This is a genomic window from Amycolatopsis sp. NPDC088138 (genome assembly GCF_044741685.1).
Lineage (GTDB): Bacteria > Actinomycetota > Actinomycetes > Mycobacteriales > Pseudonocardiaceae > Amycolatopsis.
Genome location: NZ_JBIUTB010000003.1, coordinates 932,550 through 954,910, shown reverse-complemented (window position 1 = coordinate 954,910; position 22,361 = coordinate 932,550). Strand labels below are relative to the sequence as shown.

Below are 22,361 nucleotides of genomic sequence, written 5' to 3'. Positions count from 1 at the left end.
TACGGTGCCGATCATGGAGCCACTCGGCCAGGAGGAGATCCGGGCCTCGTTCGTCAACTGCACCCGCGGTGAGGCCAAGGGCGTGACGCTGCCCGCCCGGCCCGAGGAGATCCCGTGGGACCGGCGGGAGTTCCTGGGCTGGCGCGACCCCAAGGCACCGGGGCGCGCCTACCTCGTGCTGCCCTACGACGGCGAGGTCGTCGGTCTCGCGCTGCGGGCCGCGCCGTCGCCGAAGTCACGGCTGCGCAGCAGCATCTGCGGCTTCTGCACCACGACCCACGGCCTGGCCGACGTCACGCTGTTCTCCGGCAAGCGCGCCGGGAAGCTCGGCCGCGAGGGCAACACGCTGGGCGTCTACGCCTGCGGCAACCTCGGCTGCTGCCAGTACGTGCGCGGCGAGCTGAAGTCCGACGTGCCGCAGCCGTTCGAGACGATCACGCTGGAAGAGCGTCTCGCGCGGCTCGAGGAGAAGGTGCACAAGTTCGTCGCGCGGGTGCTCGAGTCCCGTTAGAAGCGGTACCGGACGATGTGCGCCATCTTCGCCAGCGGCGGGAAGTACTTCAGCATCCGCAGCTGCAGGCGCGTGATCGGCCGGACCCGGGCCATGACCTCCGGGGTCGTCCAGTGGCCAGCGTCCAAAGAGGACACCAGCGTCAGGCCGTGGCGCTCCAGCTCGCGCGGGTCGTCGACACCCCAGATCAGGGTCGCGCCCGACTTGCGGACCGGCGTGTTGAGCTTCTGCGCCTTGATCCCCAGCTTGCTGAACAGGTCGCAGATCAGCTCGCCGGAGGGGAACTTCGCGACCAGCCGGCGGACCAGCTCGGTGCCCTGGCCGGCCGTCAGGTACATGGTCAGGCCCTCGGCGACGATCAGCGCGGGACGGTCCGACGGCACCTGGTCGAGCCAGCCGAAGTCGACGACGGACGTGCCGATGTTCGTGTGGTTCGGCGCCGCCGGGTAGAGCTTCTCGCGCAGGTCGACGACCTCGGGGTAGTCGACGTCGTACCAGTGCACGGTCTCCGGCGGCGCGAGGCGCTGGAACCGCGTGTCCATGCCGCAGCCCAGGTGCAGCACGATCGCGTCCGGGTGCGCGGCGAGGTACTCCGCGGCCCATTCGTCGATCGGCTTGGCCCGCAGGACGACGCTCACCGCGGCGTCGCGGGTCATGCCGAGCTTGGTGAAGTCGTAGTCGATCTGCCGGACGGCCTCGTCCGCGGCGCGGTCGCCCAGCACCGGGTTCGCCTCGCGGCTGTCGAGCGCGCGGCCGTAGAGGGTGGCCAGCATGGTGGCCTTTTCTTCGGTGAAGTGAACCTTTTCCATTCAGTCCTCCGGGTGCGCGGCGAAGTCGTGCGCGTACGTCTTCGCGTCCACCAGGTGCTTGAGGGTGCGTTCACGGGCTTCGGCCGGATCCGAGCGGCGGATCGCGTCGAGGATCGCGCGGTGGTCGTCGACGGCCTTGCGGATCTGCCCCGGCAGCCGCAGCGCGGCCCGCCGCTCCTCGCCGACCAGCGCGAGGACCGACCGCAGCAGCCCGGCGACGTCGTCGTTGCCCGCGTTCTGCGCGATCACCCGGTGGAACTCGGCGTCGGTGGCGATGACGCGCAGCATGTCGCCGTCCGCGGCGGCCTGCGCCATCTCCGCGACGTTGTCCTCGAGGCGGCTGACGACCTTGGCCGTCGCGTGGCGCGCGAGCCGGTCGGCCAGCGTCGGCTCGACGGTCGCGCGCAGGTCGAACAGCTTCTCGACGAGCTGGTCGTGCTCGGTGAACCAGGTGCTCAGCGGCTGCTCGCGCTGCTCGGCGACGTAGGTGCCGGAGCCGGCGCGGATCTGGACGTAACCGATGGAGTCGAGCACGCGCAGCGCCTGCCGTAGCGACCCGCGGCTGATGCCCAGCTCCTCGCACAGGACGCGCTCGGCGGGCAGCCGCGAACCGGGCGCCAGCTCGCCGGAGTCGATCATCGCGCGCAGGTGGTCGACGGTCGCGCTCCAGACCTGCTCGGTGTCCTCGCCCACGGCCCCATCCTGCCGCACGCCGGGAATTGTCGGGGGTGGCTGCCATGATCGCGGGCATGGACGCTCTGACAGCGTGGGTGCGCGGCTGGGCGGTGTCGCGGGCGGCACCGCCCCCGGTCGCGGAGCCGGACGGCCACCGCGTCGACGTCGGCCGGCCCGGGCACCGGGTGCGCTACCTGCTGCGCACACCGGACACGGTGGCGGCGCGCGCCCGGTCGGTCGCGGAGCCCGGCACGTGGCTGAAGGCGTGCGGCCCGCGCGAAGCGGTGCTGGCGGGCCTGACCCCGGCGTGGACGGCGGGGGAGACGGAGTACCTGATGACGTCGGCCGGCGTCGGCCCCGCGGCCGAGGCCCCGCCGTCGTACGAGGTGGCGGTGACCGGCGACGGGCCGGTCTGGGAGGTGGTCGTGACGTCGGAGGGCGCGTTGGCGGCGCGCGGCCGGGTCGCGGTGGCCGCGGGCGTCGCGGTCTTCGACCAGATCGTCACCGAGCCGGCCCACCGGCGGCGCGGCCTCGGCAAGGTGGTCGTGCACCGGCTGGGCGTGGCGGCGTCGGCGCCCACGAGCGTCCTGCTGGCCAGCGAAGCCGGGCGCGGCCTGTACGGCGCGCTGGGCTGGCGCGTGGTGTCCTCGGTGGTCCCCGCTCACGTACCGGAAGAGGAAGCGGCATGACTGCACGGTTCAAGGACCTCGCGCTCGACGCGAACGACCACCAGGCCCTGGCGGACTGGTGGTGCCAGGCCATCGGCTACGTCCGCCACGAATCGGCCACCGAGCGCCCGCCGACCGACCCGATCCCGATCGCCGACCCCGACGGCAAGGGCCCGTTGATCTGGCTCAACCCGGTCGCCGAAGTGAAAACGGTCAAGAACCGCATGCACCTGGACGTCGTGGGCGACCGCGCGGAGCTGCTCGCCCTGGGCGCGACCCTGGTCAGGGCCGAGGACGACGACATCCGGTGGGACATCCTCGCCGACCCGGAAGGCAACGAGTTCTGCGTCTTCGCACCGTCCTGAAGCGCGGTGGGTGTCTGACCAGACACATCTGCGTCGCGGGACGCGGCCACGATGCTTAGGCTCCGCACGTGAGTGCTTCATGACGTGGTGGCACGCGGCGATCGTCCTGGTCGCCGGGATCTGGGCCGGGACCATCAACGCCGTGGTCGGGTCGGGGACGCTGGTGACGTTCCCGGTGCTGGTCGCGCTGGGGTACCCGCCGGTGACGGCGACGACCTCCAACGCGATCGGGCTCGCCCCCGGCACGCTCAGCGGCGCCTGGGGTTACCGGCACGAGCTCAAGGGCTACTGGCGGCAGACGGCGAAGTTCGCCGTCGCGTCGTTCCTCGGCGCGATCGGCGGCACGATCCTGCTGCTGTCGCTGCCGAAGGACGCCTTCGAGGCCGTGGTCCCGATCCTCGTCGGGCTGGCCGTGGTCCTCGTGATCGTGCAGCCGCGCGTGTCCAAGTGGGTCGCGAAGCGCCGCGAAGAGAACGGCGCCGAGCACAAAGCCGGCCCGCTGCTGATGTTCTTCATCTTCCTCATCGGCATCTACGGCGGGTACTTCACCGCCGCGCAGGGTGTGATGCTGATGGCCGTGATGGGCATGCTGCTGTCGGAACCGCTGCAGAAGCTCAACGGCGTGAAGAACGTCCTGGCCGCTGTGGTCAACGTCGTCGCCGGGCTGATCTACGCGTTCGTCGCGCCGATCAGCTGGCCCGTCGTGCTGTGGCTGGCGGTCGGCTCGACCGCCGGCGGCTTCCTCGGCGCGAAGATCGGCCGGAAGCTGCCGCCGGCGGTGCTGCGCGGCGTGATCGTCGTGGTCGGCACCGCGGCCGTCATCCAATTGGTCGTCAAGCAGTTCAGCGGCTGAACTCGCGCGCCGCCGCCAGGAACAGGTCGTTCTCCTCGGGCGTGCCGATCGTCACGCGCACACCGTCGCCGGCGAAGGGGCGCACCACCAGCTTGCGGTCCAGCGCGTGCTCGGCGAACGGCACCGCCTGGTCACCCAGCGGCAGCCAGACGAAGTTGGCCTGCGTCTCCGGCACCTGGTACCCGGCGGCGATCAGGGCGTCCCGCACCCGGCCGCGCTCGGCGACGATGTCCTCGCAGCGCGCGAGCAGCTCGTCCGCGGCGTCGAGCGACGCCAGCGCCGCCACCTGGGCCAGCATGTTCACCGAGAACGCGACGTACACCTGCCGCAGCGCGTCCGCGATCGCCTCCGGCGCCACGGCGTAACCGACCCGCAGGCCCGCGAGGCCGTACGCCTTCGAGAACGTGCGAAGCACCATGACGTTCGAGCGGCTGCGCGTGTACTCGACGCCGTCGGGGACCTCGGGGTCGGTGACGAACTCCTTGTACGCCTCGTCGAGCACGACGAGCACGCGCTCGGGGACGGCGTCCAGGAACCGCTCCAGCTCGGCTCGGCGCACCGCGGTGCCGGTGGGGTTGTTCGGGTTGCAGACGAAGACGACGCGCGTGCGGTCGGTGATCGCCGCCAGCATCGCGTCGAGGTCGAGCTCCTGGCCCTCGGTGATCGGGACCAGCACCGGCACGGCGTGCGCCACCTGCGTCACGATCGGGTAAGCGTCGAACGAGCGCCAGCCGAAGAGCACCTCGTCACCGGGGGCGCAGGCCGCCTGGATCGTCTGCTGGCACAGGGAAACCGAGCCGCAGCCGATGGCGACGCGCTCGACCGGGACGTCCAGGTCGCGCGCCAGCCGCTCCCGCAGCGCCTGCGAGCCGGTGTCCGGGTACCGGTTGATGCCGGCCGCGGCCTCGGCGATCGCCGCCGCGACGCTCGGCAGCGCGCCGCCGGGCACCTCGTTGCTCGCCAGCTTGATCGCGCCTTCGATCGTCCGGCCAGGGATGTATTTCGGCAACGATTCGAGATCGGCACGCGGGGACACGGACGACATCTTCGGCGCTCCTCGGGTTCAGCGGTACGGCCCCGCAACCGTATCTTTTCCGGCCGCCGTCCCGCGACTCCCTTCGGGCGGGCGCCGGGGTTCCTTCCGTTCACCTCGAAGTGATTGAGTAACGCAATGACGTCGACCAGCACCGTGGACTACCAGCGCACCGACGGCGCGGCCCTGCGCCTCACGTTTTCGGAACCCGAAGGCGCGCTACGCGGCGGCCTGGTCGTGCTGCACGAAGCGGACGGGGTCACCGACGGGGTGAAGCTGCTGCTCGCCAGCCTCGCGACGGAGGGCTGGCTGACCGTCACCCCGCACCTCGACGGCCGGCGCCTCACCCAGCAGGACCTGCTCGACGCGACGGACATCACACTCGCCTGGCTCGTCGAACGCGGTGTCCAGGGTGATCTCCTCGGCGTGATGGGCTTCGACCTCGGCGGCTCGGCCGCGCTGGTCGTCGCCTCGCACCGGAGGCTGGGCGCCGCGGTGAGCGTCGGCGGCCAGCAAGCCGCGGAGCTGCCCACGCTGGTCGAGATCGCCGGGAAGCTCACCAGCCCGTGGCTCGGCATGTACGGCGACGCCGGTGACGAAGCCGGCGGCGCGGAGGTGGAGCGCCTGCGTGACGCGGCCGCGTCGGCGAAGGTGGCCACCAACGTCGTGCACTACCCGGGCGCGAACCACCGCTTCGACGCCGACCCCGGCGCGGCCGCGGAGGCCTGGCAGCGCACCCTCAACTGGTTCGACGCACACCTGCGTTAGGCGGATTACGCTCGGGGAGTGACGTACACCGCCGACGCTCCCGAAGTCCTCTGGCGCCCCGAGCCGGGCCACGTCGCCGACACCAAGATCGAAGCCTTCCGCCGGTGGCTGCGCGCCGAACGCGGTGTCGAGGTGGACGACTACGCCTCGCTCTGGGAGTTCTCCGTCGAGCGCGTCCCGGAATTCTGGGCGGCGGTCGCGGACTTCCTCGGCGTTCGCTGGCACGACCAGCCGGGCGAGGTGCTCTCCGGCGGGATGCCGGACGCCGTCTGGTTCGAGGGCGGCACGCTGAACTACGCCGAGCACGCGCTCACCCCCGGCGTCGCGGGCGCCGCGAAGGGTGACGACGAGACCGCGGTGATCTTCCACCGCGAAGACGGCTTCGCGAACCACCTCACCTACGGCGACCTGCGCGCGCAGGTCGCCGCCGCGCGGGCCGCGTTCGTCGAACTGGGGGTCGGCAAGGGCGACCGCGTCGTCGCGCTGGCGCCGAACTGCCCGCAGACGCTGGTCGCGTTCCTCGCCGCGGCGAGCCTCGGTGCGATCTGGTCGTCGTGCTCGCCGGACTTCGGCGTCCGCGCCGTCGCGGACCGGTTCGTGCAGATCGAGCCGAAGCTGTTCTTCGCGGTCAACGCCTACGCCTACAACGGCCGCCGGTTCGACATCCGCACCACCGTCGCCGACCTGCAGCAGAAGCTGCCGTCGCTGGCCGCGACCGTGCTCGTCGAGTACGTCGGCGACGGCCGCATGGAAGGCACGCACGACTGGGCCGAGCTGCTCGCGGCGCACGAGGGCGCGGCGCTGGCGTTCGAGCCGGTCGAGTTCGCGCACCCGCTGTGGGTGCTCTACTCGTCGGGCACCACCGGCCTGCCCAAGGGCATCGTCCACGGCCACGGCGGCATCACGCTGGAGCACCTCAAGGCGCTCGCGCTGCAGACCGACCTCGGCCCCGGCGACCGGTTCTTCTGGTTCAGCACCACCGGCTGGATGATGTGGAACTTCCTCATCTCCGGCCTGCTGGTCGGCACCACGATCGTCCTGTACGACGGCAGCCCGGGCCATCCGGACCTGACCGCGCTCTGGCACCTGGCCGAGCAGCACCGCGTCACGTACTTCGGCACGTCGGCGCCGTTCATCCAGAGCTGCCTGAAGGCCGGCATCAAGCCCGCGGAGCGCTACGACCTGACGGCGTTGCGCGCGGTCGGCTCGACTGGCGCGCCGCTGAGCGTCGAAGGCTTCCGGTGGATCGTGAACGAGGTCGGCGGCCAGGTGCAGATCTGCTCGGTCTCCGGCGGCACCGACCTGTGCGCGGCGTTCGTGGCGTCGGCGCCCGACGTCCCGGTCTGGCTCGGTGAGCTCTCCTGCCCGGCGCTCGGTGCCGCGGTCAACGCGTTCGACGAGGCAGGCAACGCCGTCGTGGAGCAGGTCGGCGAGCTGGTCATCACCCAGCCGATGCCGTCGATGCCGGTGTTCTTCTGGAACGACCCGGACGGCTCGCGGCTGCGTGAGGCGTACTTCGAGATGTACCCGGGTCTGTGGCGCCACGGCGACTGGATCCGGATCACCAGCCGCGGGTCGGCGGTGATCTACGGCCGCAGCGACTCGACCCTCAACCGCGGCGGCGTCCGGATGGGCACCGCGGAGTTCTACCGCGTCGTCGAGGGCTACGACGAGGTCGCGGACTCGCTGGTCGTGGACACCTCGGCGGCCGGGAACGAGGACGGCAGGCTGATCTGCTTCGTGGTGCTCGCCGACCGCGTCAAGATCGAGGACATCGAGCCCACGCTGCGGAAAGAGCTCCGTAGCGCCCTGTCACCGCGCCATGTACCCGATCGGTTCGTCGTGGTCTCCGAGATACCTCGTACCTTGAACGGTAAGAAGTGTGAGGTACCGGTGAAGAAGATCCTCGCCGGTGTGGCTCCCGACCGGGCCGTCAGCCGTGACGCGCTGGCCAACCCGGCGGCGCTGACGCCGTTCGTGGAGCTCGCCGGGGGGTGAATGGGGGAAGCATGATCGCCTGCAACGGGTTGCACAGGTGGTGACGGGGACTCGCGCGCAGACCACCTGGCGGGTGGCGGGGACCACTTCCGTGGGGGTGATCACCTGGGTGACCCGGCTGGCCGGACTGATGACGCTCGTCGCAGTCCTGGTCCCGGCCGGGCGCCGGAACCTGCGCGGGCACCTGTCGGAGTGGCTGGAGCTGCCGCAGGAGGCGACGGTGGCCGCGGCGACCGTCGCGCTGGTCACCGGTGTCCTGCTGGTGCTGCTGGCCGCCGGGCTGCGGCGGCGCAAGCGGCGCGCGTGGCAGCTGGCCGTCGGCGCGACGGTGCTGCTCACGGTGTCGCACATCGGCCTCAAGCACGTCTTCGGCGCCGGGATGGTTTCGGTCGTGCTGCTGGTCGGCCTGATCGCGACCAGGAAGTACTTCGTCGCGAAGCCGGACCCGGTGGTCGGGCGCTGGCGCGCGGTGCGGAGCTTCGCGGAGCTCGCGCTGGCCGGGTTCGTGATCAACCTGATCCTGCTGTCGGTGGCGTCGCGCGCGGTGCTGGAACCGATGAGCTTCGCGGACCGGATGGCGGAGTCGTCGCTCGCGCTGGTCGGCGTCAGCGGGCCGGCGGTGTTCCACGGCATGTGGCTGGAAGACCTGACGGCGGCCGTCGGCCTGCTGTTCGGCATCGCGGCGGTGCTGGTCTCGGCGTACTTCCTGCTGCGCTCGGCCGAACCGGCGCCCCGGCTGTCCGACGACGAGGTCACCCGCCTGCGCAAGCTGCTCGACGAGCACGGCGAGCGTGACTCACTGGGCTATTTCGCGTTGCGCCGCGACAAGTTCGCGGTGTTCTCCCGCACGGGCAAGGCCGCGGTCACCTACCGCGTGATCGCCGGCGTCGCGCTCTGCTCGGCCGACCCGCTGGGCGACCACGAAGCCTGGCCGGGTGCGATCGAGGAGTACCTGGAGGTCTGCAAGCGCAACGGCTGGGTCCCGGCGGCGATGGGTGTCTCGGAGCTGGGCGCGACGGTCTGGGCCCGCTTCGGGCTCGAGGTCCTGGAGATCGGCGACGAAGCCGTCGTCGACGTCGGCGGCTTCACGCTGGACGGCCGCATCATGCGCGGCGTCCGCCAGGCGGCGGCCCGCACGAAGCGCGCGGGCTACAAGGTCCTGGTGCGCCGGACCGAGGACCTGCGCCCGGGCGAGCTGGCCGAGCTCGAGGTCCTGGCGGCGAACTGGCGCGGCACGGACACCGAGCGTGGTTTCTCGATGGCCCTGGGGCGCATGGGGGACAAGGGTTCGGTGCTGGTGACGGCTGAGCAAGGCGGGCGCGTGCGGGGTGTCCTCCAGTTCGTCCCGTGGGGCGCGGCGGGGCTGTCCCTGGACGTCATGCGCCGCGACCGCACGGCCGACAACGGCGTCAACGAGCTGATGATCTCGGAACTGCTGCTGTCGGCGTCCCGCCACGGCGTCACGCAGGTGTCGCTGAACTTCGCGGCGTTCCGCGCGCTGATGGAACAGGGCCAGCGCATCGGCGCCGGCCCGGTGGCCAAGACGGCGGCGAAGGTGCTGCACTTCTTCTCGCGCTGGATCCAGATCGAGACGCTCTACAAGTTCAACGCCAAGTTCCAGCCGCGCTGGGTCCCGAGGTACCTGGTCTACCCCGGAGTCCGCGAACTACCCCGGGTGGGCATCGCGACGTTCGAGGCGGAAGGCCTCGGCGGACGATCTCCACGCCTGCTCAGACTGCTGCGCCGGGCGTGACGGGGGGTGGTTACACAGGGGGTTCGGGGGGTGTGTAACCTATCTGAGCAGTGGTCGTTGGGCCCAGGAGGCTTCGCCTAGTCTGGTCTATGGCGCCGCACTGCTAATGCGGTTGGGGGTAACCCCCCCTCCCGGGTTCAAATCCCGGAGCCTCCGCTGGTACTCGGTTAGCCGGGTGCTAGGTTACAACTGAACACGCGCCCGTAGCTCAGCTGGATAGAGCATCTGACTACGGATCAGAAGGTCAGGGGTTCGAATCCCTTCGGGCGCACGTCTGGTTGAGACAGCAGTACAAGAAGCTCTCCTGCTTGCAGGGGGGCTTCTTTCTTTTCGGTGAATAGCCGGATCAGTTTGCGCACTAACCCGTTCGGCCCCTTCGCGCGTGGCTCCAGTGATCTGTCGGGGCACGGAAGGGACGGCGATGACGAACGCGGCCGAGGTCGACGAACTCGTCGAGAAGATCATTGACAGGGCGATCGAGTTCTACATGTCTTCCCACGGTTGGGCGCTCAACATCCAAGGCAACTACGAGCGGGAGATGGGCAGCGACGGGCTCCAGATCACGCCGCCGGGGAAGCCGGAGCGGACGTCGGGCGGCCAGGTGCTCGGGTTCGGGGTCTCGTTCGTCGACGGCTTCGAGTACGGGTCCGGCAACGACGCCGGCACGCTCATCTACGGCCACTTCGAGTCGGCCGTTCGGGACCTGTTCCGGCCGTGGCGGAACCTTCCGGACCCCGATGGCTTCGAGCCGTACCTCGAGCAGCTCCGCGAAGCCGCCTGGACCATCTCGATGACCAGTGAGGGCAACAAGGTCAGCGGCGTCGGCAACCCCGTGCTCAAGGACGTCGAATTCCTGCAGAAGAAGATCGGCGGGGACGACATGAACGGGGCGATGATCCTCGCGTTCGACCAGAACTTCTGCACTCCGCTGCCGGCCGTGATCCACGGCCAGTACGCCGTCGCCGCGCTGGCCGGGGCGACCCTGTGCGCTGAGCAGGAGATCTGGCGCAAGGCCCGGGAAGACGTCCTCACCATCGCCCGGCGCACCCTCGAGGCGATGGAAGACCGGGGCAGGGGCGTCGTCAACGACGGTCTCGCCATCGTCACCGCTGTGTTCGGCGTCGCCGCGTTGTTCCCCACCCCGATCGCGCCGGTCCTGGCCGGGGTCACCGCCGCGCTCCCGGCGCTGGCCACGCTGCTCGACGCGGCCAGTCCGCCGAACAAGACCGAGGTGCAGTTCGCCGGCAGCTCACCGGACGAGGTGATCGGCAAGGCGACGGACGCGCTGAAGACGCTGACGAACCAGGCCCGCGACGGTGAGACCGAGATCAAGCGGCTGATCACCGAAGGGATGGAAACGGTGACCAGTCATCCCAGCTCCTTCGCCATGCCGAAGCCGAAGCTGCTCGAGGAGACGAAACTCGCCGGCATGAAGGTCGACCTCGGCGACCTGCACTTCCTCGCCGCGGAAACGCTGCCCCACATCGGACACGAGTTCTACGTGGCGTCCGACGCACTCAACTCCGGCGGCGGGTGCTCCCGCGAGTGGATGCGGCCGGCCGAGATCGACGTCTCCGACTCGCCGGACGGGCCTTGCGCGGCCTGGACCGCGCTGGTGTCGCTGGCCGAGGACCTCGTGCTCGACCTCGCGTGGGAGATCAAGGCGAGCGCGGAGCACCTGGAGATCGCGTCCGACCGGATCGGGCAGAACGAGGCCGAGGTGGAGGCGGCCCTGCGCCGGCACGCCGCGAAACTCACCGGCAGCGGGCACGACCCGATCGGTGGCGCCGACGAGTGGCTGAACGAAAACCGCTGACGCGAGCGCCGCAAGACCACCTCGGCGGCGAACCGGAAGTTCCCTTTCGCCGTCCCTTGAACGGCTGCTTTGCGTAACTGGACTGGACCAGTAAACGCGCAACGCCGATCACGGAAATCAGCCGTTCAGCCGCCTTTCGGCACTCTCCGTACTGGTGCTTCCATAATTGGTCTGGACCACGTACCGTCTTCGCAAACGGCACAAAAACACCAACTGGTCCCCGTCGGTGGTGTTCGTGAACGCCGTGCCCGGAACGTCGCACAAGCACCTGCGTCAAGGGAGACGAATGTCCAGAAAGAGATGGCACCTCCTCGGTCTGTTCACCGCGGTCGGCGCGATCACCGTCGGCCTGATCACCGTGCCGGCGAGTGCCGCCGGTGGGGTCAGCGCCAGTTACACCAAGGGCTCCGACTGGGGCACCGGCTATGAGGGCAAGTACACGATCGCCAACGGCTCCGGCTCGACGCTGGCCGCCTGGACGGTGGAGTTCGACCTCCCGTCCGGCGCGAAGATCGCCTCCCTCTGGGACGGCAGCTACACCGCGGCCGGCCAGCACGTCACCGTCAAGAACACCTGGAACGGCAACGTCGGCAACGGCGCCAACGCCAGCTTCGGCTTCAACGTCAGCTACTCCGGCACCTACTCCGCGCCGGCGAACTGCAAGCTGAACGGCGGCTCCTGCGACGCCGGCGGTGGCACCCCCACCACCACGCCGACGACCCCGACCCAGCCGACGACCACCCCGACGACGCCCACCACGCCGACGACCCCGACCACCACCACGCCGCCCCCGCCCGGTGGCCTGAAGAACGTCGGCTACTTCGTCCAGTGGGGCGTCTACGACCGCAACTACCAGGTCAAGAACATCGAGACCTCGGGTTCGGCGGCGAAGCTGACCCACATCAACTACGCGTTCGGCAACGTCAAGAACGGCCAGTGCACGGCCAACGACGACCCGTACGCCGACTACCAGAAGACCTACGACGCCTCGACCAGCGTCGACGGTGTCGCCGACACCTGGGACCAGCCCGTCGCCGGCAACTTCAACCAGCTGCGCAAGCTGAAGCGCCTGCACCCCGGGCTCAAGGTGATCTGGTCGTTCGGCGGCTGGACGTACTCCGGCGGCTTCGGCCAGGCCGCGCAGAACGCCGCCGCGTTCGCGCAGTCCTGCTACAACCTGCTGAAGGACCCGCGCTGGGCCGACGTCTGGGACGGCATCGACATCGACTGGGAGTACCCCAACGCGTGCGGCCTGAGCTGTGACGCCAGTGGTGCCGCAGCCTACAAGAACCTGATCTCCGCGCTGCGGTCGAAGTTCGGCTCGTCGTTCCTGGTCACCTCGGCCATCTCGGCGGACGGCACCAACGGCGGCAAGCTCGACGTCGCCGACTACGCCGGTGCGGCGCCGTACCTCGACTGGTTCAACGTCATGACGTACGACTACTTCGGCGCCTTCGCCCCGCAGGGCCCGACCGCCCCGCACTCGCCGCTGACGTCGTACTCGGGCATCCCGACGCCGGGCTTCTACTCCGACGCCGCGATCCAGAAGCTCAAGAGCAAGGGTGTCCCGGCGAGCAAGCTGTTGCTGGGCATCGGCTTCTACGGCCGCGGCTGGACCGGTGTCACGCAGTCGACGCCGGGTGGCACCGCGACCGGTGCGGCGCCGGGCAAGTACGAGGCGGGCATCGAGGACTACAAGATCCTCAAGACGGCCTGCCCGTCGACCGGCACCATCGCCGGCACCGCGTACGCCAAGTGCGGCAGCAACTGGTGGAGCTACGACACCCCGTCGACCATCGGCGGCAAGATGAGCTACACCAAGCAGCAGGGCCTCGGCGGTGCGTTCTTCTGGGAGCTGTCCGGTGACACCACCAACGGTGAGCTGATCAGCGCGATGAAGAACGGCCTGTCGTGACCCGCCGGTGGTTGCCCGCACTCGGGCTGGCGGCCGCGGCCGCCACGATCGGCGCGATGTTCGTGATCGCGCCGGCGAACGCGGCGGGCGGCGTGTCCGCGACCTTCGCGAAGGGCTCCGACTGGGGCACCGGCTACGAGGGCAAGTACACGATCGCCAACGGCTCGGGCTCGGCGTTGCCGACCTGGACGGTGGAGTTCGACCTGCCGAGCGGCGCGAAGATCGCGTCGCTCTGGGACGGCAGCTACACCGCGGCCGGCCAGCACGTCACGGTCAAGAACACGTGGAACGGCAACGTCGGCAACGGCGGCAGCGCGAGCTTCGGCTTCAACGTGACGTACTCGGGTTCGTACGTCGCGCCGTCGAACTGCAAGCTCAACGGTGGGTCGTGTGCGGCCGGGGGGACTCCTCCCACCACGACGACACCGCCGCCTACGACGACGCCCCCGCCGACCACCACGCCCCCGAACCAGCCGGGTGGGCGCGGTGCGCCGTACCTCTACATGGGCTGGGGCAGCCCGCCGAACCCGCAGACGGTGATGAACGCGACCGGGGTCAAGTGGTTCACCATGGCGTTCGTCAACGCCTCCGGTGGCTGCAACCCGGCGTGGGACAGCAGCCGTCCGCTGAGCGGCAGCGCGGACGCCACCGCGATCGCGCAGATCAAGGCGGCGGGTGGCCAGGTCGTGCCGTCGTTCGGTGGCTGGAGCGGCAACAAGCTCGGCCCGAACTGCTCGACGCCGGCCGCGCTGGCCGGCGCCTACCAGCAGGTGATCAACGCGTACGGCCTCAAGGCGATCGACATCGACATCGAGAACTCCGACGAGTTCGAGAACGAGGCCGTGCAGGACCGCATCCTGAACGCGTTGAAGATCGTGAAGCAGAACAACCCCGGGATCCAGACGATCCTGACCTTCGGCACCTCGACGACCGGCCCGAACTACTACGGCAACCGGCTCATCGACCAGTCGAAGGCGCTGGGCGCCGGGGTCGACATCTACACGATCATGCCGTTCGACTTCGGCGGCGGCGCCAACATGTACGCCAGCACGACCGGCGCGGCGAACGGCTTGCGGGACAAGCTGAAGTCGACGTTCGGCTGGAACGACGCCACGGCGTACAACCACGTGGGCATCTCGGGCATGAACGGCCTGTCCGATCAGCAGGAGCTGACCGATCTTTCGACGTGGACCCAGATCACGAACTGGGCCAAGACGAACAAGATCGGCCGCCTGGCGTTCTGGTCGGTCAACCGGGACCGCGGGTGTCCCGGCGGCGGTGTGCAGTCGGCGTGCAGTGGCATCGCGCAGAACGACTGGGACTTCACCAGGGTGACGGCGGGCTTCTGACGCCGTCCTGAAAGAGGCCTCCTTGCCGGCTCCCCGGGCCGGCAAGGAGGTTCTTTCTTATACCGGGCGGATCCTGTCCGGTATTGGCTTTAACGTCGTCGTCATGACCACGAAGATCGCTTCCCTCCGCATCATCACCGACGACGTCGCGCGGCTCGTCGGGTTCTACGAGCACGTCACCGGCCTGACCGCGACCTGGGCCACGCCGGACTTCGCCGAGGTCGAGACGCCGTCGTTCACCCTCGCCATCGGCAGCACGCGCACGGTCGGGATCTTCGCCCCGGGCTCGGCACGGCCGGCCGACAACCACAGCGCGATCATCGAGTTCCTCGTGGACGACGTCGACGCCGAGTACGCGCGGCTCCAGCAGGGTGACATCGAGTTCGTCAACGAGCCCACGACGATGCCGTGGGGCAACCGCTCCCTGCTCCTGCGTGACCCGGACGGCACGCTGGTCAACCTCTTCAGGCCGGTCACCGAGCAGGCCATCGCCAAGTGGGCGCGCTAGTGGCCCACGAAGAAGTGCCAGCCCACCCACCACCAGGCCAGCACGAACGCGATCCGCGCACTCCGCCGTCGCATCACCACGGCCAGCACGCTGGTCAGCTTCGGGATCCGCTTCGGCAGCAGGTGGCTCGCCACCCAGAGGCCGATGGCGGCCAGAACGATCAGGCCGAAGCCCAGCTCGGTGACGACCCGGCTGCTCACGATCGCCTCGCCGCGGCCGCCGCGCGCAGCATCGCGACGCCCGCCGCGAACCAGCCCGTGATCGCCGGCGCCTGGACCCACCGGCTCGTCAGGAGGGGGTCGACCAGGTCGCTCATGGTCGGGTGCGTCAGCGACAGGCCGCCCGCCGCCTGCTCGAAGACGAACGACAGCAGCTCCCAGCCGCACCAGCTCAGCGCCACCGCCGACCACACCCACGCCCGGCGCGGCACCGGGCGGTCCACCGGCAGCGACGGGTCGCGCCACTCGGCGAACAGCGCGACCAGGCCGATCACGGAGACGGCGATCGCCACCGGGACGCTGTCGCGGCCGAACACCAGCCCCGGCCTCACTGAGCGAGCGGGCGTATGCCCCGGGCCACCTCATCCCGCGCAGCCATCCGCCGCCCAGGCGGCCACCCGCCCTCCCTAGGGGGGCGTGCCCTTGTCCAGCGTATCGGGGCCTACCGACGAAGGGCTCCGTTGCCGGTGTTGCGAGGCAAGTTGTCCACAACCCGATCGGTTGTGGATATGTCTGGGGGACGGACGGCCGCACTCACCACGGTGGATCCCCCGTCGGGGCCACGAACGGGTCTCAAAGCGTCTTGACGGCGTCTCCGATCGCCTCGTCGAGGATGGACAACCCGAGGGAAATCTCCTCCTCGGACGCCGTCAGCGGCGGGGCGATCCGGAACACCCCGCCCATTCCGGGCAGCTGCACGATGTTCATGTGCAGCCCCAGTTCGAGGCAGCGGCGGGTGACGTGCGCGCCCAGTTCGTCCGAACTGCGCTTGGTTTCCCGGTCCACCACCAGTTCCAGGCCGGCCAGCAGGCCGCGGCCGCGGATGTCGCCGACGACCTCGTGCCGGTGCGCGATCCGCTCGAGGCCGTGGCGGAGCAGGCCGCCCAGCTGCAGCGCGCGTTCGTCGAGGTGGTCGCGGGCCAGGACGTCGAGCACGGTGTTGCCGACCGCGGCGGGCAGCGGGTCGGCGACGTGCGTGGTGAAGAACAGGAAGCCGCGGTCGTACGCCTCCTGCTCGATTTCGGCGCTGGTCAGGACGGCGGCCAGCGGCAGGCCGGCCCCGAGCGTCTTGGACAGCGTGAGGATGTCGGGGACGACGCCGTCGCGCTCGAAGGCGTACCAGTTCCCGGTGCGGCAGAGGCCGGTCTGGGCCTCGTCGACGATGAGCAGCATGCCGCGCTCACGGCACTTCTCCATTAGCGCGGCGAAGTAGCCGGGCGGCGGCTCGATGATGCCGCCGGAGCTGAGGATCGGCTCGACGATGCACGCGGCCAGGCTGCCGACCGACTGCGCGTCGATCATCTCGAACCCGAAGTCGAGCTGGCGGCGCCAGTCCAGGTGACCGTCGGCGTCGGTGAAGTCCGGGCGGTACGCGTTGGGCGCCGGGATGGCGAAGTTGCCGGGCGCGGCGGGCCCGTAGCCCTTGCGGCCGGCGCTGTAGGTGGCGCTCGCCGCGGCCTGCGTCATGCCGTGCCAGGACCGGGCGAACGAGACGATCTCGTGCTTGCCGGTGACGAGCTTGGCCATCCGGATGGCCGCCTCGTTGGACTCGGCCCCGGTGGTCAGCAGCAGCGCCTTCTCCAGCGGGGCCGGGAGCGTCTCGGCGAGGCGGCGCGCGAGGTCGACGACCGGGCGGCTCAGCATGCCGCTGAACAGGTGGTCGAGCTTCGCGGCCTGCCGCCGGACGGTGTCGACGATCTCGGGGTGCGAGTGCCCGAGGATCGCGCTCATCTGGCCGGACGTGAAGTCGAGGATCCGGCGGCCGTTTTCGGTGAAGACGAAACTGCCTTCGGCGTGGTCGATGATTTCGTGGGTGAAGGCGCCGCCGTAGCGCACCAGGTGCTTGTCGGCGTCGGCCCAGAAGACGTCTGCGGAGGTGGTTTCGGAAGTCGGAGCAGCCATGCCCTTGACGGTAAGTCCGGTTCGAGCGTCACGTCCATCTCACAATTCCGACTGTCTTGTTCGGTTTTCCTGCACAACAATGAGTGGATGTTGAACCCGTGGCGCCTGCGGCTCCTGAGCCGCCTCGACACCCTGGGCACGGTCCGCGCGGTCGCACAGGACGCGAACCTGAGCGCGTCGAGCGTGTCGCAGCAGCTGGCCGTTCTCGAAGCGGAAACCCGCACCCAGCTGCTGGAACGCACCGGCCGCCGGGTCCGGCTGACGCCGGCCGGCCTGATGCTGGCGCGGCGCGCGCGAGCGATCCTCGACCACATGGACACGGTCGAGGCGGAGCTGCGCGGCCTCGGCGACGAGCCGGTCGGCCTGGTCCGCCTCGGCGCGTTCCAGAGCGCGATCCACACGATGGCGGTCCCGGCGACGACCCGCCTCGCGGCGGCGTACCCCCACCTGGACGTCGAGCTCCTGGAGCTGGAGCCGCACGAGAGCATCCCGGCCCTGCGCGGCGGCGACGCGGACGTCATCATCACGACGACCGACTTCGTCGAGCTGCCCCTGGGCCCGGACCTGGACATCGTCCCGCTGGCCACCGACCCGATCGTGCTGGTGACGGCCACGGGCGGCCCGCCCGTCTCCCTGGCGGCGTTCGCGGACGAGCCGTGGGCCCTGGACGTCCCGCAGTCGTACATGGCGAACCTGACGCTGCGCCTGTGCCGCGAGTCCGGCTTCGAGCCGCGGGTGGTGTGCCGCTTCGCCAACTACCTGATGACCCTGCAGCACGTCGAGGCCGGGCTCTCGATCGCGCTGCTCCCGGGCTTGGCCGTGGACCGCCGGTATCGGGTGGCGACGCGCGAGCTGACAACGCCGGTGAACCGTACGATCGTGGCGGCGGTGCGTCGTGGGTCGCCATTGCGAGCGGCGGTCAACGTGGTGCTGGACGCCCTGCGGCAGCAACCGGACCTCCCGGCGCTGGCCGAATGGTCCGGTGTGGGCGCAGACTGAGCGCGTGCGGGTGGCCGTCCGGGTTTTCGGGGTTGTGCAGGGGGTGGGGTTTCGGCCCTTCGTGCACCAGCTTGCCTCGCGGCTCGCGCTCGCCGGATTCGTCGGAAACGACGTTCGCGGGGTTTTCGCCGAGGTCGAAGGGGAGGCCGTTGACGCCTTTCTGGCGGCGCTCAAGACCGAAGCGCCGCCACTGGCTGTTGTCGACGAGGTTCAGGTCCGGGAAATCGCGGCGAAGGGTGACGTCGGGTTTGTCATCGTCGAGAGTCCCGGCGGGGGTGTTGCCGATACCCTGATCTCCGCCGACTCCGCCACCTGCGACGACTGCCTGCGTGAGCTGGGGGATCCGCGCGATCGGCGTTATCGGTATCCGTTCGTCAACTGCACCAACTGCGGACCGCGGTTCACCATTGTTACCGGGGTTCCCTATGACCGGCCGTTCACGACCATGGCCGGGTTCGCGATGTGTGCCGAGTGCAAGCGGGAGTACGACGACCCCGGGGATCGGCGGTTTCACGCCCAGCCTGTCTGTTGTCCGGCTTGCGGGCCTGCCTTGCGGTTCGAGCCCGGGGGTGGTGACGCGATCCGCGAAGCTGCTGCGGCGTTGGCGCAAGGGGGAGTTCTGGCCGTCAAAGGGCTCGGCGGTTATCACCTCGCTGTCGGGGCTCGGCATGAAGAGGCCGCTCGGAAGCTGCGTGCGCGGAAACATCGGGAGGACAAGCCTTTTGCTGTCATGGTCGCCGATTTGAGGCAGGCCAGGGAAATCGCCGAGGTGAGTGAGGCTGCGGAAACGGCGTTGAGCAGTCGGCAACGGCCCATTGTGTTGCTGCCGAAGAAGGGGGAGCTGGCACAGGCTGTCGCGCCCGGGAATCGGCGGATCGGGGTCATGCTGCCCTACACTCCGCTGCACCATCTTCTGCTCCAGGAGACCGGGCCGATCGTGCTGACCAGTGCCAACGTCTCCGATGAGCCCATCGTCTACCGCGATGAGGAACTGAAGCGGCTGGACACCATCGCCGACGCTGTGCTCACCCACGATCGCCCTATTCACATCCGGACCGACGATTCCGTGGTGCGGATTGTGCGTAACCGGGAGCAGTTGCAACGGCGTTCGCGGGGTTATGCGCCCGAGCCCGTCAGCCTGAAACACGCCACGAAACTGCACCTTCTCGGCTGTGGTGCCGAACTCAAGAACACCTTCTGCCTGGCCAAAGGCCGCCACGCGTTTGTCTCGCACCACATCGGCGACCTCGAGAACTACGAGACGCTCAGGTCCTTCACCGAAGGCATCACCCACTTCGAACGGCTCTTCGCCGTCGACCCCGTGCTCATCGCGCACGACCTGCACCCCGAGTACCTGTCCACGAAATACGCACTCGAGCAGGACGTCGAGCTGCTGGGCGTGCAGCACCATCACGCCCACATCGCCTCCTGCCTGGCCGACAATCGCGAGGACGGGCCCGTGCTCGGGGTTGCCTTCGACGGGACGGGGTTCGGGCCCGACGGCACCATCTGGGGTGGTGAGTTCCTCCTCGCCGACCTCACCACCTACGAGCGCCTCACGCATCTGAGGCAGGTGAGGATGCCTGGCGGGGCGCAAGCCATCCGGCAGCCTTGGCGGATGGGCCAGTCCTATGTGGACGCGCTGGGGCGGCCGGCGCGGGAGGACGTCGTCAAGCTCATCCGCAGCGGTCTCAACTCACCGTTGACGTCCAGTGCGGGACGACTTTTCGACGCGGCCGCGGCATTGCTCGGGGTGCGGGAGACCGTCAACTACGAAGGTCAGGCCGCCATCGAGCTGGAACAGCTCGCCGATCCGGCCGAGCGGACCGCCTATCGGGCGCGGATCGACGACGTCGTTCACGGTGAGGACCTCATCGCCGCTCTTCTGGACGACCCCAGCAGCACGGCGACGCGAGCCGCGCGGTTCCACAACGGTGTCGCCGACGCCATTGCCCGGACCTGCGACCGGTTCCGTGAGCGCAGCACCACCGTCGCGTTGTCCGGGGGTGTGTTCCAGAACGTCTTCTTGCTCGATCGGACCGTGGAAAACTTGGAGAGCCAAGGATTCCGCGTGCTGACTCACCAGAGGGTGCCGACGAACGACGGCGGGATCAGCTTCGGGCAGGTTGCCGTAGCCAGTCGTACCACTCGGTGAGGCCGTCGCCGCGGGTGGCGCTGACCTGCAGGATCACCGCCGTGGGGTTCACTCGCCTGGTGTCCTCGACGAACTGTGGGACGTCGAAGTCGACGTACGGCAGCAGGTCGACCTTGTTCAGCAGCACCAGGTCCGTCGCCGCGAACATGTGCGGGTACTTCAGCGGCTTGCCCGGCCCCTCGGTCACCGAGAGGATCACCACGCGCGCGGCCTCGCCGAGGTCGAACAGCGCGGGGCAGACCAGGTTGCCGACGTTCTCGATGAACAACGTCGACCCCGGCGGCGGCGCCAGCGAGTGCAGCGCCCGGTGCAGCATCGACGCGTCCAGGTGGCAGCCGGCACCCGTGTTGATCTGGACGACCGGGGCGCCCGTGGCCTTGATGCGGTCGGCGTCCAGCATCGTCTCCTGGTCGCCCTCGATCACCGCGCACGGTGTGTCCAGAAAGCGGATGGTGCGCTCCAGCAACGTCGTCTTGCCGGCGCCCGGCGAACTCATCAGGTTGATCGCGAAGACGCCGGCCGCGCGCAGGTGCGTGCGGTTGTGGGAAGCCAGGTCGTCGTTCTTCGCCAGGATGTCCTGCTCCAGCACCACCGTGTGGCCGTGGTCGGTGAGCCGGACGTCCGTGGTGTCGGAACAACCGCACGTGTCGCACATGTCAGACCACCTCTACCGATGTGATGCGCAGTTCCCGCCCGGCCAGCACTTCGACGTTCGCGCTGGTGCACGGGCAGAGCAGGATGAAGTCGTCCAGGGTGAACTCGGCGCCGCAGTCGCGGCAGCGCGCCCGCCCGGACGGCTCCTCGATCTCCAGGCGGGCGCCGTCCAGCGAGGTGCCGCTGCACAGGACGTCGAAGCAGAAGCGGACGCTGTCCGGCACCACGCCGGACAGCCGGCCGATCTCCAGCCGGACGCACGACACGCTCGCCTCGCCGAGGCGAGCGACGACCGCGTCGACGACCGACTGCGTGATCGACATTTCGTGCATTCAGCAGATCCTCGGCAGCGGGTCCCCGACCAGCAGGTCCACGATCCGGGTGCCGCCGAACGCCGTGTTCAGCAGCACCAGGCCCGGCGGGTCGTCGGCGACGCGGCCGATCACCGCCGCGTCCGCGCCCAGCGGGTGCGAGCGCAACGCCTCCAGCGCGTCCGACGCCTGCGCGCCGTCGACGACCACCACGATCCGGCCCTCGCACGCGACGTACAGCGGGTCGATGCCGAGCAGCTCGGACGCGCCGCGGACCTCGGTGCGGACCGGGATGGTGTTCTCGTCGACGACCACCGCGACGTCCGCCGCCTTGGCGATCTCGTTGAGGATCGTCGCGACACCGCCGCGGGTCGCGTCCCGCATCGCGCGCACGCCCGGGACCGCGGCCAGCAGGCCGGCGACCAGGTCGTGCACCGGCGCGGTGTCGGACTCCAGGTCGGCGTCGATGTCCAGCTCGCCGCGGGCCAGCATGATCGTGACGCCGTGGTCGCCGATCGGCCCGGAGACGAGGACGGCGTCTCCGGGCTTCACGGTGGCCACCCCGAGGCCGGTGCGCGTGAGGACACCGACCCCCGCTGTGTTGATGTAGACGCCGTCGGCCTTGCCGCGCTGCACGACCTTGGTGTCGCCGGTGACGATCTGGACGCCGGCGGATTCAGCCGCCGCCCTCATCGACTCGACGATCTTCAGCAGGTCCTCGACCGGGAAACCCTCCTCGAGGATGAACCCCGCGGTCAGGTACAGCGGCCGCGCGCCGGAGACGGCGAGGTCGTTCACCGTGCCGTTGACCGCCAGGTCGCCGATGTTGCCGCCGGGGAAGAACAGCGGCGAGACGACGTAGGAGTCCGTGGTCAGCGCGAGGCGGGCGTCGCCGATGGTCAACGTCGCCGCGTCTTCCAGCGGCTCCAGCAGCGGGTTGCGGAAGGCGTCGAGGAACACGGCCTCGATGAGCGTCTGCGTCGCCTTGCCGCCCGCGCCGTGGGACAGCGTGATGCGCTCCTCGCGGACCTTCGCACGCCGGCGCCGGGCGCGGTCGATCCGGTCGAGCACCTGCTGCTCGCGGTCGGACGTCGTCATCGG

At 69.7% G+C, this 22,361-nt stretch carries 22 protein-coding genes and 2 tRNA genes; 15 read left to right on the top strand and 9 right to left on the bottom strand.

Going from position 1 to position 22,361, the window contains the following annotated elements; genetic code table 11:
• The first annotated feature begins 13 nt into the window (after positions 1-13).
• A complete protein-coding gene (locus ACIOD2_RS19745; RefSeq protein WP_400539793.1) occupies positions 14-511 on the top strand; it encodes an FBP domain-containing protein in 498 nt (165 codons plus the stop codon).
• Here ACIOD2_RS19745 and ACIOD2_RS19740 read toward each other — a convergent pair.
• Positions 508-1,320, bottom strand: coding sequence for a class I SAM-dependent methyltransferase (locus tag ACIOD2_RS19740; RefSeq protein ID WP_400539791.1), 813 nt, complete (start codon positions 1,318-1,320; stop codon positions 508-510). The two genes, ACIOD2_RS19745 and ACIOD2_RS19740, sit on opposite strands and share 4 nt — an antisense overlap.
• Positions 1,321-2,031, bottom strand: a complete 711-nt coding sequence (locus tag ACIOD2_RS19735) for a FadR/GntR family transcriptional regulator (RefSeq protein ID WP_400539789.1) — start codon at positions 2,029-2,031, stop codon at positions 1,321-1,323. It abuts the gene before it with no gap.
• Positions 2,032-2,069: 38 nt separating this feature from the next.
• Here ACIOD2_RS19735 and ACIOD2_RS19730 point away from each other — a divergent pair, with 38 nt between their 5' ends.
• The 3 genes from ACIOD2_RS19730 to ACIOD2_RS19720 all read left to right on the top strand — a co-directional run bounded on the left by ACIOD2_RS19730 (position 2,070) and on the right by ACIOD2_RS19720 (position 3,881).
• Positions 2,070-2,684, top strand: a complete 615-nt coding sequence (locus tag ACIOD2_RS19730; RefSeq protein WP_400539787.1) for a GNAT family N-acetyltransferase — start codon at positions 2,070-2,072, stop codon at positions 2,682-2,684.
• Positions 2,681-3,028, top strand: a complete 348-nt coding sequence (locus ACIOD2_RS19725) for a VOC family protein (RefSeq protein WP_400539785.1) — start codon at positions 2,681-2,683, stop codon at positions 3,026-3,028. The genes ACIOD2_RS19730 and ACIOD2_RS19725 overlap by 4 nt, the downstream gene beginning before the upstream one ends.
• 79 nt (positions 3,029-3,107) lie before the next feature.
• On the top strand, positions 3,108-3,881 hold the full coding sequence (locus ACIOD2_RS19720; RefSeq protein ID WP_400539783.1) for a sulfite exporter TauE/SafE family protein: 774 nt from the start codon (positions 3,108-3,110) through the stop codon (positions 3,879-3,881).
• Here ACIOD2_RS19720 and hisC read toward each other — a convergent pair.
• Positions 3,871-4,926: a histidinol-phosphate transaminase gene (gene hisC, locus ACIOD2_RS19715; protein WP_400539781.1), complete on the bottom strand. Its 1,056-nt coding sequence runs from the start codon at positions 4,924-4,926 to the stop codon at positions 3,871-3,873. The two genes, ACIOD2_RS19720 and hisC, sit on opposite strands and share 11 nt — an antisense overlap.
• A 126-nt stretch (positions 4,927-5,052) precedes the next feature.
• Here hisC and ACIOD2_RS19710 point away from each other — a divergent pair, with 126 nt between their 5' ends.
• From ACIOD2_RS19710 to ACIOD2_RS19670, 9 genes are all read left to right on the top strand, one after another.
• Positions 5,053-5,682: a dienelactone hydrolase family protein gene (locus ACIOD2_RS19710; protein ID WP_392757868.1), complete on the top strand. Its 630-nt coding sequence runs from the start codon at positions 5,053-5,055 to the stop codon at positions 5,680-5,682.
• An 18-nt stretch (positions 5,683-5,700) separates the two neighbouring features.
• Positions 5,701-7,680 carry an acetoacetate--CoA ligase gene (locus ACIOD2_RS19705; RefSeq protein ID WP_400539779.1) on the top strand — a complete coding sequence of 660 codons (1,980 nt, stop codon included), beginning with the start codon at positions 5,701-5,703 and terminating at the stop codon, positions 7,678-7,680.
• Between the two features lie 37 nt (positions 7,681-7,717).
• Positions 7,718-9,433, top strand: a complete 1,716-nt coding sequence (locus ACIOD2_RS19700) for a phosphatidylglycerol lysyltransferase domain-containing protein (protein WP_400539777.1) — start codon at positions 7,718-7,720, stop codon at positions 9,431-9,433.
• Between the two features lie 66 nt (positions 9,434-9,499).
• Positions 9,500-9,589: transfer RNA gene (locus ACIOD2_RS19695), tRNA-Ser, on the top strand.
• A gap of 41 nt (positions 9,590-9,630) precedes the next feature.
• Positions 9,631-9,704 (top strand) — tRNA-Arg (locus ACIOD2_RS19690).
• A 150-nt stretch (positions 9,705-9,854) separates the two neighbouring features.
• On the top strand, positions 9,855-11,249 hold the full coding sequence (locus tag ACIOD2_RS19685) for a hypothetical protein (protein ID WP_400539775.1): 1,395 nt from the start codon (positions 9,855-9,857) through the stop codon (positions 11,247-11,249).
• 286 nt (positions 11,250-11,535) lie between these two features.
• A complete protein-coding gene (locus tag ACIOD2_RS19680; RefSeq protein WP_400539773.1) occupies positions 11,536-13,164 on the top strand; it encodes a glycosyl hydrolase family 18 protein in 1,629 nt (542 codons plus the stop codon).
• Positions 13,161-14,513, top strand: coding sequence for a cellulose binding domain-containing protein (locus ACIOD2_RS19675; RefSeq protein WP_400539771.1), 1,353 nt, complete (start codon positions 13,161-13,163; stop codon positions 14,511-14,513). The genes ACIOD2_RS19680 and ACIOD2_RS19675 overlap by 4 nt, the downstream gene beginning before the upstream one ends.
• 103 nt (positions 14,514-14,616) lie before the next feature.
• Positions 14,617-15,021, top strand: coding sequence for a VOC family protein (locus ACIOD2_RS19670; RefSeq protein ID WP_400539769.1), 405 nt, complete (start codon positions 14,617-14,619; stop codon positions 15,019-15,021).
• On the opposite strand, the gene ACIOD2_RS19665 is transcribed toward ACIOD2_RS19670, so the two are convergent.
• The 3 genes from ACIOD2_RS19665 to ACIOD2_RS19655 form a co-directional block, all read right to left on the bottom strand.
• On the bottom strand, positions 15,018-15,221 hold the full coding sequence (locus ACIOD2_RS19665) for a DUF6186 family protein (protein ID WP_400539767.1): 204 nt from the start codon (positions 15,219-15,221) through the stop codon (positions 15,018-15,020). The two genes, ACIOD2_RS19670 and ACIOD2_RS19665, sit on opposite strands and share 4 nt — an antisense overlap.
• Complete coding sequence (locus tag ACIOD2_RS19660) at positions 15,218-15,571, bottom strand: hypothetical protein (RefSeq protein ID WP_400539765.1); 354 nt, start codon at positions 15,569-15,571, stop codon at positions 15,218-15,220. Before ACIOD2_RS19660 ends, ACIOD2_RS19665 begins: the two co-directional genes overlap by 4 nt.
• A 241-nt stretch (positions 15,572-15,812) precedes the next feature.
• Positions 15,813-17,141, bottom strand: a complete 1,329-nt coding sequence (locus ACIOD2_RS19655) for an aspartate aminotransferase family protein (RefSeq protein WP_400539763.1) — start codon at positions 17,139-17,141, stop codon at positions 15,813-15,815.
• An 87-nt stretch (positions 17,142-17,228) separates the two neighbouring features.
• On the opposite strand from ACIOD2_RS19655, the gene ACIOD2_RS19650 reads away from it, so the two are divergent.
• Together ACIOD2_RS19650 and hypF are read left to right on the top strand one after the other, a co-directional pair.
• The gene (locus ACIOD2_RS19650) at positions 17,229-18,140 is read left to right on the top strand and encodes a LysR family transcriptional regulator (protein WP_400539761.1); all 912 of its coding nucleotides are present in this window, start codon (positions 17,229-17,231) and stop codon (positions 18,138-18,140) included.
• A gap of 4 nt (positions 18,141-18,144) precedes the next feature.
• Positions 18,145-20,295 carry a carbamoyltransferase HypF gene (gene hypF / locus ACIOD2_RS19645; protein ID WP_400539759.1) on the top strand — a complete coding sequence of 717 codons (2,151 nt, stop codon included), beginning with the start codon at positions 18,145-18,147 and terminating at the stop codon, positions 20,293-20,295.
• On the opposite strand, the gene hypB is transcribed toward hypF, so the two are convergent.
• From hypB to hypE, 3 genes are read right to left on the bottom strand one after another with little or no spacing between them, the layout of a single operon-like run.
• The gene (gene hypB, locus ACIOD2_RS19640) at positions 20,252-20,950 is read right to left on the bottom strand and encodes a hydrogenase nickel incorporation protein HypB (RefSeq protein WP_400539757.1); all 699 of its coding nucleotides are present in this window, start codon (positions 20,948-20,950) and stop codon (positions 20,252-20,254) included. The genes hypF and hypB overlap by 44 nt on opposite strands.
• Before the next feature lies 1 nt (position 20,951).
• The gene (locus ACIOD2_RS19635) at positions 20,952-21,281 is read right to left on the bottom strand and encodes a hydrogenase maturation nickel metallochaperone HypA (protein WP_400539755.1); all 330 of its coding nucleotides are present in this window, start codon (positions 21,279-21,281) and stop codon (positions 20,952-20,954) included.
• Positions 21,282-22,358, bottom strand: coding sequence for a hydrogenase expression/formation protein HypE (gene hypE, locus ACIOD2_RS19630; RefSeq protein ID WP_400540417.1), 1,077 nt, complete (start codon positions 22,356-22,358; stop codon positions 21,282-21,284).
• Between the last annotated feature and the right edge of the window lie 3 nt (positions 22,359-22,361).

Excerpts from the sequence above, each read along its gene's own strand:
- ACIOD2_RS19685 (WP_400539775.1), top strand. The coding sequence starts at position 9,855 with ATGACGAACGCGGCCGAGGTCGACGAACTCGTCGAGAAGATCATTGAC.
- ACIOD2_RS19635 (WP_400539755.1), bottom strand. The coding sequence starts at position 21,281 with ATGCACGAAATGTCGATCACGCAGTCGGTCGTCGACGCGGTCGTCGCT.
- ACIOD2_RS19725 (WP_400539785.1), top strand. The coding sequence starts at position 2,681 with ATGACTGCACGGTTCAAGGACCTCGCGCTCGACGCGAACGACCACCAG.
- ACIOD2_RS19740 (WP_400539791.1), bottom strand. The coding sequence starts at position 1,320 with ATGGAAAAGGTTCACTTCACCGAAGAAAAGGCCACCATGCTGGCCACC.
- ACIOD2_RS19650 (WP_400539761.1), top strand. The coding sequence starts at position 17,229 with ATGTTGAACCCGTGGCGCCTGCGGCTCCTGAGCCGCCTCGACACCCTG.
- hypB (WP_400539757.1), bottom strand. The coding sequence starts at position 20,950 with ATGTGCGACACGTGCGGTTGTTCCGACACCACGGACGTCCGGCTCACC.
- ACIOD2_RS19680 (WP_400539773.1), top strand. The coding sequence starts at position 11,536 with ATGTCCAGAAAGAGATGGCACCTCCTCGGTCTGTTCACCGCGGTCGGC.
- hypE (WP_400540417.1), bottom strand. The coding sequence starts at position 22,358 with ATGACGACGTCCGACCGCGAGCAGCAGGTGCTCGACCGGATCGACCGC.
- ACIOD2_RS19670 (WP_400539769.1), top strand. The coding sequence starts at position 14,617 with ATGACCACGAAGATCGCTTCCCTCCGCATCATCACCGACGACGTCGCG.
- ACIOD2_RS19745 (WP_400539793.1), top strand. The coding sequence starts at position 14 with ATGGAGCCACTCGGCCAGGAGGAGATCCGGGCCTCGTTCGTCAACTGC.
- ACIOD2_RS19730 (WP_400539787.1), top strand. The coding sequence starts at position 2,070 with ATGGACGCTCTGACAGCGTGGGTGCGCGGCTGGGCGGTGTCGCGGGCG.
- ACIOD2_RS19720 (WP_400539783.1), top strand. The coding sequence starts at position 3,108 with ATGACGTGGTGGCACGCGGCGATCGTCCTGGTCGCCGGGATCTGGGCC.
- ACIOD2_RS19655 (WP_400539763.1), bottom strand. The coding sequence starts at position 17,141 with ATGGCTGCTCCGACTTCCGAAACCACCTCCGCAGACGTCTTCTGGGCC.
- ACIOD2_RS19710 (WP_392757868.1), top strand. The coding sequence starts at position 5,053 with ATGACGTCGACCAGCACCGTGGACTACCAGCGCACCGACGGCGCGGCC.
- hisC (WP_400539781.1), bottom strand. The coding sequence starts at position 4,926 with ATGTCGTCCGTGTCCCCGCGTGCCGATCTCGAATCGTTGCCGAAATAC.